The sequence below is a fragment of the Campylobacterota bacterium genome (genome assembly GCA_020633995.1).
In the GTDB taxonomy this organism is placed as follows: Bacteria; Babelota; Babeliae; order Babelales; family RVW-14; genus JACKCO01.
Genome location: JACKCO010000004.1, coordinates 141,508 through 156,391 on the forward strand (window position 1 = coordinate 141,508; position 14,884 = coordinate 156,391).

General features: G+C 40.8%; 5 protein-coding genes. All 5 read left to right on the forward strand.

Annotated elements, in window-relative coordinates; all coding sequences use genetic code 11:
• The first annotated feature begins 6 nt into the window (after positions 1-6).
• The 5 genes from H6679_03790 (at position 7) to H6679_03810 (ending at position 14,872) form a co-directional block, all read left to right on the forward strand.
• Positions 7-1,917, forward strand: coding sequence for a hypothetical protein (locus H6679_03790; protein MCB9493371.1), 1,911 nt, complete (start codon positions 7-9; stop codon positions 1,915-1,917).
• A 71-nt stretch (positions 1,918-1,988) separates the two neighbouring features.
• Positions 1,989-4,025, forward strand: a complete 2,037-nt coding sequence (locus H6679_03795; protein ID MCB9493372.1) for a hypothetical protein — start codon at positions 1,989-1,991, stop codon at positions 4,023-4,025.
• Between the two features lie 53 nt (positions 4,026-4,078).
• Positions 4,079-5,098 carry a hypothetical protein gene (locus H6679_03800; GenBank protein MCB9493373.1) on the forward strand — a complete coding sequence of 340 codons (1,020 nt, stop codon included), beginning with the start codon at positions 4,079-4,081 and terminating at the stop codon, positions 5,096-5,098.
• A gap of 41 nt (positions 5,099-5,139) precedes the next feature.
• Entirely contained in the window at positions 5,140-9,075 is a 3,936-nt protein-coding gene (locus tag H6679_03805; protein ID MCB9493374.1) for a hypothetical protein, read from the forward strand.
• Between the two features lie 118 nt (positions 9,076-9,193).
• Complete coding sequence (locus H6679_03810; protein MCB9493375.1) at positions 9,194-14,872, forward strand: hypothetical protein; 5,679 nt, start codon at positions 9,194-9,196, stop codon at positions 14,870-14,872.
• Positions 14,873-14,884: the final 12 nt, after the last annotated feature.

Below are 14,884 nucleotides of genomic sequence, written 5' to 3' on the forward strand. Positions count from 1 at the left end.
AGTACGATGAACGCATTTATTTTAGGAATGCTTGCCTCATTGCTCTTGTGTTGCAATGTGGAGCAGGCAAATGCCAACGCTCATGATGCCATGAGCGTTGCTAAAGAGCACGAAAAGGCTTTGGTAAAGCAGAAAAAAAATGCACAACGCGAAATGGAAAAAGCAAAAAAGACGACTGAAAAAGCACGCAAAAAGGAAATGAAGCGTGCGATGGAAGACAAGAAAAAACGCGTTGAAATGAAAAAGGCTGAGGACAAGAAAATTCGCAACAAGATGAAAAAGAAAGCCAAAAAAGATCGTGCTGCCAAAGAAGCTGATAAAAATCGTGTAGAGTACGAACGCCTTCGTGAAATGGATGGGCTTAAACAGGAAGAGAAAAAACAGCGTGCTCTGCAGGGACGTGATGAACGCGACATGCTTATGAGCAATTGGGAAACTCATCGTGATAAAGTTGTCCTGCAAGAAAAAGAAAAAGGTAAGTATGCCTATCTTTATAAATCACCAGCATGGCCTATGCATGCACTCTTCTGGGAAAATAAAGCGTTTTTAAATGTGCAGTTTGACTACACCTACGCAACAGATGCTTATGGCTCTTGCCGTGGCGGTAGTGGGCATGATGTCTCAACACTTGAGTTTGGTCAGTGCCCAATCAAGCTCAAAGACATTTCTCTTGCCAGCAGGCTGCTTAAAGATGGGAAAGTTAATCCAGAGGCATGTAACTTGGTTGTTGCAAACTTTCTGAAAGCGTTTGCGGATGAAACTTTGCGTTTTAATGGTAAGCAAGAGTCGATGAGTGTGTCGTTTGACTTTGCTCGTTACCTGCGTGGTCGTGATGTGGCCGTGGGTGTGCATGTGCCAATTGTGTACAAAAAGAATCGTCTTGAAATTGGTTTGCCAGTCAGTGGTCGTGAGCTTGAGTTTAATAGTTTCTTGGGATTGGGCAATGATCCGACAGCAACCTTAAATAACATTCCAATAGTTACTATACAGTCTCAATCAGGCCAGGCGATAGTTGTTCCTGCGAATACTGCTCTCAAACAACTTGTTAATCCAAATGTCTTGCAAGCTTTTAACGATTACATGATCGAAAAAATCTTGAAAGGCAAAGGCATTGAACACGTTGGTGGTTCATCTGGTGGTATTGGAGACATTGAGCTGTTTGGTAACATCCAACTCAGACCATGGTGGGCCGATAAAGTGATTTTTGGCTTACGTGTAGCAGTACCGACAGGCAAAGAAGCCGATCTGCACAGACTCTGGTCACCAGAGCTTGGCTGCGGTGGATTTACCACGGTTGGTGCCTACATGTCGGCACTGGTTAGCTATAAAAAGTTCCTGAATCCACATGTATTGATTGAAGGACGCTTTAGCAACTCAGCAAACGTTAAACGCCGTGTACCTCGCCGTGTTGTAACGCCTGACAGTGCTGTCGCAACCGAAGATCTTGGCCATGACTTGATTTCTCTTGGTGGTTTTGTCAAATACAAAACAGATCCTCTTAGTGATGCTAACAAGTTTGATGAATTTGATGCGACAGTTAATGGCTTTGGTGACAAGATTAACAAAATTCGCATGACCAAGGGTGCAGAATTTGAGTTCCGCCTCGGTAACATGATGGAAGCGTTCTTGCTTCGTCGTGGCTTTATGGACGTGTACTACAACTTTAGAGCCAAAGCTCAAGATGAAGTACGTCGTTGCCTTGAGCAAGTTGACACAGCTTGCTGTCAGCGCGTTGATGAACTTAACCTGTGCTATGTTTGGGATAACACACAGCGTCTTGAGCATAAGCTTGGTTTTGAGTATGCCTATCAGTTTGATCTGGACGCACGTCTGCGTGTCGGCTTAGAGTATACCTTTGCTGGTAAGAGCGTTCCAAAACTAGTGTTATTCACAACAGCGTTTAACTACTCATTTTAAGTAATAAAAACATGCCGGAAGCGTTTGTATAAAGGCGCTTCCGGTCCACCGTCAGTGCTGGAGAGTTTGTAATGTTGAAAAAGCGTTGTTTCTTCTTGGCTTTATGTTGTGTAGCCGCAGTGGGTTCTTTGCATGCTCGAACGTTGCACAGAGGTCGCGAGTCTGGCTATAACGTTGAGTCAACTTCAACCATGCGCATTGAAAATCGATTACGTGTTAATAGCGGAAGGCTAAGAGTTGGGGAGAAGGCAACGCTTGAAGGTGCAACAGGTGCGATTGTTGAATTTACCAATGGACGTTTTGTTGAAGAAAATCAAGTGGATGTTGAGCTGACGGGTACGCTTGATATTAATGCTAATGAGATTACTGTTGATGGGTCTAACTTCAACCCAGCTTCGGGACGGCCTCGTCAACGCATTCGCTTGAGTGGAAGTGCAAAGCTTGAGGGCCTTTCTGGGCGGTTTGATGAGTCTGTTAGTTTAGCAGATCCTGCCTCAGAACTTGATCTTAACCTTGCAACACCGATCAACACCAACATTAATCTTGCTGGAGGTAAAATTAATCTAACGGGCGATGCGCGCCTTTCTGATGGTCGTATGCCTCGAGGCGATGGTACCATTGATGCGCGTGGTAACAGACTGTCTACCGGGGGTCGAAATTTGACTCTAGGAGATAATCTTACGTTGAGAAATATGTCTGATTGGGACATTAACAGCAAGATTACCGTGACGGGTGAATTGACTTTTACCGGGAATGCAAAAATTAACGGTAATGGTAATGTGCTTGATCTTTCTCAGGGGGGAACGATTAGAATCAGGGCTACAACAACGCTTGCTATGTGTAACATTACGCTTAAAGGCCTTGGTCTTGGAAAACTTATTTTTGAAGATCCAACATCACAACTCTGTTTGTCTGACGCTCATGTGATGTTGAATCGTGACGTGACCTTTACAACCGGCGGTTTCTATATTGAAGGTCCAACAAAAATTATCACGAAAGATAAAATTTTGCGCTTTGATAGTGCAAGTTCTCTGACGGTTGATTGTCTAACGCTTGAATATGATACCGTTTCATTCACCGATAAACAAAATATTCGACCGTTTAATGCAGCGGCTGATCTAAATCAGTTGCATCTAACATTGCTTAATAATGCAACCATTCGCAGGGTAGCTTCTACCTCGGGCCCTGTAGTCATTGTTAATAACTTTATTTTAGAGGGACTGCTTGAATTGCACCCAGATTTCAAGATTTTCTTCTGTGAAACGGCAACGCTTGACGGGGCAACGCATAATGTGTTCTTCTCGTGTGCTAAAGAGCCGCTTATTGTTGTTGATCCGGGCAAGATAGCGACGTTTGAAAATATTGCTTTCAAAGCATTTGCTCCACACCATATTAATGCGGGTGCTAAATTTATCTTTGCAGATAACACTAAAATTGAACTTGGCCAAAATAGTGAACTTGTTACGACATGGACCTTTACCGGGGCATGTGTGCTGAATGGTCGCGGTTTCTGCCTTGACATGAGTAGCACTGCTGCTGCGCTTGTGTTGCAGCAAGATAGAACTAACTTGCTGCTCGAAGATATCATTATTAAAGGTCTTTCTGCCAATAAAATTCGTTGTCTTGATAATAGCAGTAGTGTTTCCTTTAAAAATGTTACGTGGATTCAAGATGATTCAACAACATTCTCATTGGGTACGTTTGCAGTTATTAAGGATTTGGAACTTGTAGGTTCTTCAACGTTTGAATATTCAACGGTTGTTGGAAGTACCATTTTCGCACATGGAAAATTGAAACTCGATTGTGGTATGTCATTTAGCTATGCACCAAAACGTGCACATCGTGACTTAATTTACATGGAAAACAGTAGCGCTGTGCTTGAAATGAAAGGTGCGACGCTTGCATCGACGGTGACTGGTCTACGCTTGACACGAGGAACCCTCATGCTTGATCACAAAAACAATACGATCAATGATGGTGCTGCGAGTGCTTCACAGTCAATAGCTTTTGGTAATGGGTCAGCAAGTGATGATTTGACTGTTAAAGTAATGCCGGGTGCAAATATTAATGTGCTTACTGGACGCCTTGTTTATGATAATACGATTTAAAGAGAGAGAAAAATTAGTTAACGTTTATTTTGCTAGGTAAAAAAGGAGAGAGAATGAGACGTTTTGGCTGCTCAAATAGTCTAAAAAAATGCTTAATCATGGTACTTATTTTGTTGCAAGGCTCAGCGCTATTTTGTGCTGCAAGCAAAAAAAGAGTATGCCGTGATGGAGAGACCATTGAGGGTTTTGTTCCTTTGAATGGGGTTTCTTTGCCATCAAAATCAGATGTCTATTTTAATGTTCCTCTTCCAGTACAAGGAATTGTAGAGTTTGGTGCCGATTGTACTATGCATCTCATGAGTGACCTACATACTGCATCACACATCAATTTTGCTATTGGTCAGAATTGCTCGGACTGTGCTTATATAAATGGGCAAGGATATACATTATTTCTTGGTGGTGATATAAACGTCCCAGCCTCACGTTCATTGCACATAGCTGGTGATTTAACGATTGATGGTAACGGATATACTATTTGTTTTGAGGACTTACTCTCGGAAATTTATGTTCATGAGCATTGCACACTTACTTTACGCAACCTTATTTTAAGGGGTTGGGATGGCAATTGCCAGCTTGCAGGACAAGGCCGTGTAGTATTGCAGGATTGTGAAATTGACTTGTCACCTGAAATGGTAGCTGAATATGAGGGTGATGGAGAAGTTGAAGTACGTAGCTTGGTGTCAGTACAAGGTGGCGGCAAGTTAGTCTTTGGTGGTAGAAGTTCTTTAAAAATAGATTCATTTTCTACTTTGTGGATGGATTCGGATACAACACTTCATTGGAAGAATCAAACTCGAACTGGGCTTGTAATGGTTGATGAAACATCCCGTATTTTCTTAAACGGTGGAAATATTCATGCAGATGCTAAAGGAGAGAACAAAGGGCTTCAACTGACTAAAGGAACATTGCTTTTAGATAATAGATGTATGATTCAAAATGACGGTAATACATCTGCTACAAGAAGTTTTCAACTTGGTGATGGAAGAAATACAGCTAATGATGTTGATGTAAAAGTTCTTGCTGGGGCGCTTGTTGAGGTTGATGGCTACATGGACTTTAATCCGGCTCGGTAGTGTTTTGCAAGGTATATAAACGTTTTAAAGGAGAGTAGAAAATGAGATGTTACAAGAAGATTGTGTGCTTAATGCTTTTGGCAGCCAGTGGCATTGAGCATCATCTTGCGGGGGCAAAGCTAGATTTTGCAAGTCGTAGCTCGTCCATATTGCTAGGTAGTAATGGAAAGCAGTCTGTTTTGCGTGTTGGCGATCAGAATAAAGTACGTGGTTGGGAGCAAGAATCAATTGTACGAGCATCTGATCGAGGCCTTACTATTAGCAGAAGTCCTGGAGGGGCTCAAGTTTACGATCAAAATAGTGCACCAGCCTCAGTGAATGATGAGTGGCACGTGCTAAGAGACTGGCAAATGGATCGTGCCTTTACTACAACCGATCCAGAACTTGTTTTACAAAACAGTGCTGCAATAGCTGCGCTTGCGCAGTGTTGCAAAAATAATAGTAATGCAATTGTAAAAAATGACGCGGATATTGCAAGTAACGCTTCTGACATCATTACCAATGCGGTTAATATCGCATCAAATGCAACAAGTATTGCAAGTAACGCAATGGACATATCTGATAATCTTAAAGCAATTAGAAACAACAGTAATGCGCTTCTTGCATGTTGCAGAAATAATAGTAATGCAATTTTGGCTATTAATGCTGATCTGTCACAGGGTGTAGAGGACAACAGTAATGCCATTATTAAGCTTGAACAAGATGTAACCAACAATAGCAATGCTTTGATTGCAAAGTGTGACGAAATTGAAGCGAATAGCAATGCGATTTTGGTTAACGTTCAAAATATCACGAATAACAGTAATGTTATCGTAGTTAATGTTCAAAATATAACAAATAATAGCAACACTATTGTTAAAAATTCTCAAAATATAATAAATAACAGTAATGCTATTGTTGTCAAATGTGAAGAGATCGAAGCAAATAGCAACGCGATTATTAAGCATGATCAAGATATCACAAATAATAGCAATGCCATTATTGCGGTAGTCGAGTGTTGCGAAGACAATAGCGAAGCGATTATTAAGCTTGCACAAGATGTTGAAAATAATAGCAACGCGATCTTGAAGAATGTTCAGGATATCACCAACAACAGTAACACGCTGTTGGCATGTTGCCGTGATAATAGCAATGCGATCATCAAGTTGACGAATGATGTCGAAAATAACAGCAACGCGATCTTGAAGAATGTTCAGGATATCACCAACAACAGTAACACACTGTTGGCATGCTGTCGTGATAATAGCAATGCGATTATCAAGTTGACGGATGATGTTGAAAATAACAGCAACGCGATCTTGAAGAATGTTCAGGATATCACCAATAACAGTAATACCTTGTTGGCATGTTGCCGCGATAACAGCAATGCGATTATCAAGTTGACGGATGATGTTGAGAACAACAGCAACGCGATCTTGAAGAATGTTCAGGATATCACCAACAACAGCAACACATTGTTGGCATGCTGCCGTGATAACAGCAACGCGATTATCAAGTTGACACAAGATGTTGAAAACAACAGCAATGCGATATTGAAGAACGTTGAGGATATTAAAAATAACAGTAACACGCTGTTGGCATGCTGCCGTGATAACAGCAATGCGATTATCAAGTTGACACAAGATGTTGAAAACAACAGCAATGCGATATTGAAGAACGTTGAGGATATTAAAAATAACAGTAACACCTTGTTGGCTTGCTGCCGTGACAACAGCAATGCGATTATCAAGCTGACACAAGATGTTGAAAATAACAGCAACGCGATCTTGAAGAATGTTCAAGATATCACCAACAACAGTAACACTTTGTTGGCATGCTGCCGTGATAACAGTAATGCGATTATCAAGTTGACACAGGATGTTGAAAACAACAGCAATGCGATCTTGAAGAATGTTCAAGATATCACCAACAACAGTAACACTTTGTTGGCATGCTGCCGTGATAACAGCAACGCAATTATCAAGCTGACGAATGATGTTGAAAACAACAGCAACGCGATCTTGAAGAACGTTCAGGATATCACCAACAACAGCAACACATTGTTGGCATGCTGCCGTGATAACAGCAACGCAATTATTAAACATGACCAAGATATCACCAACAATAGTAATGCGATCATTGCATTGGTAGAGTGTTGTGAAGATAATAGCGAAGCGATTCTCAAGCTTGTTGAAGATGTTAAGAATAACAGTAACACCTTGTTGGCTTGCTGCCGAGATAATAGCAACGCGATTATCAAACATGATCAAGACATAACAAACAACAGTAATGCGATTGTTAAGAACGTTCAGGATATCACCAACAACAGTAATACCTTGTTGGCTTGTTGCCGCGATAACAGTAATGCAATTGTTAAGTTGACGCAAGATGTTGAAAATAACAGCAACGCGATCCTGAAGAAGTGTCAAGATATCGAAAATAACAGCAATGCAATATTGAAGAATGTTGAAGATATTAGACACAACAGTGATGCAATTGTAAGTATTATGATTAACAATGAGTTGATCATACATAACAGTAACGCAATTGTTGTACTTGCCGAGTGTTGTGAGGACAACAGCAATGCAATCATTAAACATGAGCAAGACATTAAGAACAACAGTAACACCTTGTTGGCCTGCTGCCGTAACAACAGTAATGCGATTATTAAGCACGAACAGGATATAAAAAACAACAGTAATGCAATTATTGCAGTGGTTGAGTGTTGCAAAGACAATAGTGAGGCGATCCTGAAATTGGTACAAGATGTTACAAACAACAGTAACACGTTGTTGGCCTGCTGCCGCGATAACAGCAATGCGATTATCAAATTGACGCAAGATGTTGAAAACAACAGCAACGCGATTCTGAAAAACGTTGAAGATATCAAGAATAACAGCAATACGCTGTTGGCATGTTGCCGAGACAATAGCAATGCGATCATCAGACACGATAAACAGCTAAATACCATTGATCATGGCCCAGAAAAAGTGTTTATCAAGCACAACACGCATCAAATCAACTTTGATCTGCATATTTCCTGTACACACTGCATGGTGATTGAACCAGAATGTCCAAAATCACCAAGTGATTTTGCAGCTGACGGGCAAAAGGCAGTCACTCGAAACGGTTACGCTTGTAACACGACTGTTACTATTAATGGTAATGGCCAGGCAATTAACCTTGCAAGCAAATGTGATGACATTATTCAGGTAGCAGATGGTGTACAAGTTATTTTTGAAAACGTTGTGTTCAGACACTACCATGACCGTGTTTTTCAGCTTGGCGAAGGATCTGAAGTTGTCTTTGGTAACTGCACACGTCTTGAACTTGATGAAATGCAGAGCATGGAGATGGATTGGAAGTTTGACGGAGATACACAAATCCGTGGTTATGACAATATCTTGATGCTGGGTGAGTACAACATAAGAGTATTGCCAAGTGCAGAGCTGACGATGCACAACTTGTGGTTGTCAGGCATGCAGGATAACAATGTACGTTGCGAACATGACGATTCAAGCATTATTTACAAAGATTGCGACTTGTGGTTATCAGCAGACTACAGCTTTACAAAAGGCTCAATGCTGTTTGTCCAAGATGTAGTTTTACGCGGAACACATTGGTTTAACTACATGACAGACTTGACATCAACCATTAGCGGATGCTCAAGCTTGACCTTTGATAAGGGCGTTGTGTTTAACTATGAACCGCCTATTGCGAACAGAGACCTGATTGCAATGCAAGACATTACAGCAGTCTTAAAATGGGATGGCTGTGATATTTACTCAACACCAACTGGCTGGCGCCTAACCGTGGGTACGTTGTGTGTTGATCATATCAACAGACTCTTTGGTAGCGGTTCAAGCTTGTCACAAGCCATAGCGTTTGGTAATTGTGTCAATCAAGTAGTACTTGACGATCTTAATGTACAAGTGTTGCCTGGTGGATCAATTGATCTTCAATCAGGTGTGCTTGACTACGCAAACTTAGATACATAAACGCAAAAGCCTGAAGAGGAGGGAATCATCCCTCCTCTTCAGAATATGAGATGGTGTAAGAGCTTCGTTACGAGCGTTACGTAGAGGTGTCTACGCATTTTTTAAAAAAAGAGGAAGGATGGGTGTGACTATACCTGCAAAACGTGCAATAAAAGTTTTATTGGCGATAGCTTGTACACTGTCAAGTAGTCTCTTTGCAGCAGTTGAATTTGGGAGCTTAGCGTCTGCTATTAATGTTAGACGCAGCGCACAGCTGCAGTCTTTTGCGAATCCATTTTTGGTGCGAGAGGGGAGTGTCAATGCACTTGAGAGTGGCGTAGTTTCAGGTCCCAAACTTATGTTTGATGGAGGTATTTTCGCCGATAATAACAGTAGTGCAGAATTTACTGGTGATCTGGCGTTCACTCAAAATAATGTTATTGAAGTTTTTGACTCAGCATCAAATGTAACTATTGTTGATCAAACAACTATTGATAGAAACATTATTTTAAATGACGGGACGTTGCGTCTTGATAATAAATTAAGTCTTGCCGATGGTGTTACTATTGGTGCTTCTGGTCGTGTGCAGCTTAATGGTCATAGGCTAGAATTTGGAGGAAGAGATTTAGGTTTGACGAGCTCAATCGTCTGGGAAAATGCAGATGATTTGGTCATGCATAGCAATATTGCTTTGACGGGGTTGTGGACGTTTACCGGCCCAGCCCACATTATCGGAAATGGCAATTGCCTTGACCTGACCAGTGGTGGGACGCTGTGGATACGCAGTAATACCGATGTATGGTTGAGCGATATTAAAATTCGCGGCTTGGGAACGGGGTTTATTGTTTTTGAAAATAAAACGTCTCGTTTGTATCTTTCGCAGGTTGAAGTAGAACTTGATTCATCGTTTACGGTAACAACCGGTGGTATTTACGCAAAAGGTCCTGCTAATATCGTAACAAAAAATCACTTCTTAGCGTTTGATCAGAGTGGATCGTTAACCGTTGATGGGATACGCCTTACTTATGACACGTTGACGTTTGATGACCGTTCAAATATAGTGCCGCTCGACGCTGGGCAAGATCCAGGTGGGGTCAACTTAGCACTTGTAAATAATGGCGTTATCACAAACAACAATGTGGCACAGGCAAGTCAGCTTGCTATTCAAAACAGTAATGCAATTCTTGTTAAATGCCAAGAGATTGAAAATAACAGTAATGCAATTCTCGCGATTAGCTCTGGCGGGGTCCAGCTTGCAATAGAAAACAGTAATGCGATTGTTGCAAAGTGCCAGGACATAGAAAATAACAGCAATGCAATTCTGAAGAACGTTCAGAATATAACGAATAACAGCAACACGATTTTGGTTAATGTTCAAAATATAACTAACAATAGCAATACGTTGATCAAGAAATGTCAGGACATTGAAAACAACAGCAATGCAATTTTAAAGAATGTTCAAGATATAACGAATAACAGTAACACCTTGTTGGCGTGTTGCCGAGACAACAGTAACGCAATTATCAAATTAACGAATGATGTTGAAAATAACAGCAATGCGATTTTGAAGAATGTTCAGGACATAACAAATAACAGCAACACGCTTCTTGCATGCTGCCGAGACAATAGCAACGCGATTATCAAGCATGACCAAGATATAACAAATAATAGTAATGCGATTATTGCACTTGATGTGGCAAGTGGTGGTGCTGCCGAACTTGCAGAGCAGAATAGCAATGCCATCCTTGCAAAATGTCTTGAAATAGAGGCCAACAGCAACGCAATCTTGAAGAACGTTCAAGACATAACAAACAATAGTAATACGTTGTTAGCCTGTTGCCGAGATAACAGCAACGCAATTATCAAGTTGACGCAGGATGTTGAAAACAACAGCAACGCGATTTTGAAGAATGTTCAGGACATAACAAATAACAGCAACACGCTTCTTGCATGCTGTCGTGACAACAGTAATGCTATTCTTGCCCTGAGTGCTGGTCTTACTGATGGGGTGACGAATAATAGTAATGCGATTATTAAGCTTGTTCAGGATGTGACGAACAATAGTAATACGCTGTTGGCGTGTTGCCGAGACAACAGTAACGCAATTATCAAATTAACGAATGATGTTGAAAATAACAGCAATGCGATTTTGAAGAATGTTCAGGACATAACGAACAATAGCAATACGTTGCTTGCCTGCTGCCGAGACAACAGCAACGCAATTATCAAACATGACCAAGATATAACAAACAACAGTAATGCTATTGTTGCACTTGATCAAGGCCTTTCTCAGGCAATCGAAAACAACAGTAATGCGATTATTAAGCTTGTTCAGGATGTGACGAACAACAGTAACACGCTGTTGGCATGTTGCCGTGATAATAGCAATGCAATTATCAAATTAACGAATGATGTTGAAAATAACAGCAATGCGATTTTGAAGAATGTTCAGGACATAACGAACAATAGCAATACGTTGCTTGCCTGCTGCCGAGACAACAGCAACGCAATTATCAAATTAACGAATGATGTTGAAAACAACAGCAATGCGATTTTGAAGAATGTTCAAGACATAACGAACAATAGCAATGCATTGCTTGCTTGTTGCCGCAACAATAGCAATGCGATTATCAAGATTGTTCAAGATGTTAAAAACAACAGCAATGGAATATTGGCAAATGAAGCTGACATTATGAAGAACGCAGCAGACATTTTGACCAACGCCGTCAACATCGCAACGAATGCAACAAACATAGCTGCGAATGCCGTTGATATAACCAATAATGCTATGGATATTGCTTCCAATGTTGACAACATCAGGCACAATAGCGATGCAATTATTGGTAAATGTCAGGATATTGAAAATAATAGCAATGCAATATTGGCAATAGGTGATTGTTGCATAAACAACAGTCAGCGTATTACTAATAACAGCAATGCAATTATCAAAAAATGTGAAGAGATTAAACAGAATAGTAACGCAATATTAGCCAATGAGGCTGATATTATGAAGAATTCAGCCGATATTTTGACCAACGCAGTCAATATTGCAACGAATGCAACAAACATAGCTGCAAATGCTGTTGATATAACCAATAATGCTATGGATATTGCTTCCAACGCCGACAACATCAGGCACAATAGCGATGCAATTATTGGTAAATGTCAGGATATTGAGAATAATAGCAACGCGATATTGGCGATAGGTGATTGCTGTGAACAAAATAGTGGCGCGATTATTAAACTGACGCAAGATGTTGAAAATAATAGCAATGCAATACTGGCAAAGTGCTTAGAAATTGAAGCTAACAGTAACGCAATCTTGAAAAACGTCCAGGATATTACTAATAATAGCAATACCTTGCTAGCCTGCTGTCGTGATAATAGCAACGCAATTATCAAACATGATCAGGATATAACAAATAACAGTAATGCAATTGTTGTGCTTGCCGAGTGCTGTGAAGACAACAGTGAGGCAATTCTCAAGTTGACTCAAGACGTTGCCAACAACAGTAACACGCTGTTGGCTTGCTGTCGTGATAATAGTAATGCAATTATCAAGCATGATCAGGATATAACAAACAATAGTAATGCGATTGTTGTGCTTGCCGAATGTTGTGAAGACAATAGTGAGGCAATCCTCAAGTTAGTCCAAGATGTCACCAACAACAGCAACACTTTGTTGGCATGCTGCCGTGATAATAGCAATGCGATTATCAAGCTAACGGATGATGTTGAAAATAACAGCAACGCGATTTTGAAGAACGTGCAGGATATCACTAACAACAGCAACACCTTGTTGGCATGCTGTCGTGATAACAGCAATGCAATTATCAAGCTGACGAATGATGTTGAAAACAACAGCAACGCGATCTTGAAGAACGTTCAGGATATTACTAACAACAGCAACACCTTGTTGGCATGCTGCCGTGATAACAGCAACGCGATTATCAAATTGACACAAGATGTTGAAAATAACAGCAATGCGATCTTGAAGAACGTGCAGGATATTACTAACAACAGCAACACCTTGTTGGCATGCTGCCGTGATAACAGTAACGCGATTATCAAGTTGACAGAAGATGTTGAGAACAACAGCAACGCGATCTTGAAGAACGTTGAGGACATTAAGAACAACAGTAATACCTTGTTGGCATGTTGCCGCGATAACAGCAATGCGATTATCAAGTTGACACAAGATGTTGAAAACAACAGTAATGCGATCTTGAAGAACGTTGAGGACATTAAGAACAACAGTAACACTTTGTTGGCATGCTGCCGTGATAACAGTAATGCGATTATCAAGTTGACGCAGGATGTTGAAAACAACAGCAATGCGATCTTGAAGAACGTTGAGGACATTAAGAACAACAGCAACACCTTGTTGGCATGTTGCCGTGATAACAGCAATGCGATTATCAAGCTGACACAAGATGTTGAAAACAACAGCAACGCGATCTTGAAGAACGTGCAGGATATCACCAACAACAGTAACACCTTGTTGGCATGCTGCCGTGATAACAGTAATGCGATTATCAAGTTGACACAGGATGTTGAAAACAACAGCAATGCGATCTTGAAGAACGTTCAGGACATCACCAATAATAGTAACGCGATTATTAAACATGATCAGGACATAACCAACAACAGTAATGCGATTATCGTTCTTGCCCAGTGTTGCGAGGACAATAGTGAGGCAATTCTCAAGTTAGTAGAGGATGTGAAGAATAACAGCAATACGCTGTTGGCATGTTGCCGAGACAATAGCAATGCGATCATCAGACACGATAAACAGCTAAATACCATTGATCATGGCCCAGAAAAAGTGTTTATCAAGCACAACACGCATCAAATCAACTTTGATCTGCATATTTCCTGTACACACTGCATGGTGATTGAGCCAGAATGTCTTATAAGAACGGCGAGTGATCTTGTAGCTGATGGGCAAAAGGAAGTTACTCGAAACGGTTGTGGTACTACAGTTATTATTAACGGTAATGGCCAGGCAATTAACCTTGCAAGCAAATGTGATGACATCATTCAGGTAGCAGATGGTGTACAAGTTATTTTTGAAAACGTTGTGTTCAGACACTACCATGACCGTGTTTTTCAGCTTGGCGAAGGATCTGAAGTTGTCTTTGGTAACTGTACACGTCTTGAACTTGATGAAATGCAGAGCATGGAGATGGATTGGAAGTTTGACGGAGATACACAAATCCGTGGTTACGACAATATCTTGATGCTGGGTGAGTACAACATAAGAGTATTGCCAAGTGCAGAGCTGACGATGCACAACTTGTGGTTGTCAGGCATGCAGGATAACAATGTACGTTGCGAACATGACGATTCAAGCATTATTTACAAAGATTGCGACTTGTGGTTATCAGCAGATTACAGCTTTACAAAAGGCTCAATGCTGTTTGTTCAAGATGTAGTTTTACGCGGAACACATTGGTTTAGCTACATGACAGACTTGACATCAACCATTAGCGGATGCTCAAGCTTGACCTTTGATAAAGGTTCCACATTTAATTATGCTCCAAATTCTGGTAGCAGAGATTTGCTTGCAATGCAAGATGCTACAGCAGTCTTAAAATGGGATGGCTGTGATATTCGTTCAACGACAACGGGATTACGATTGACGGTTGGTACCCTATGTATAGATCATCTCAATAACCTCTATGCTGAAGGCTTAGCGCTCAATGAAGCGATAGCGTTTGGTAATGGTGTTGCAGTTGACGATCTCAATATTCAAGTGTTACCTGGTGGCTCGGTTGAGTTACAAACAGGTATGCTTGATTACGCAAACGTTGACTAAAAGGAGAAGAGA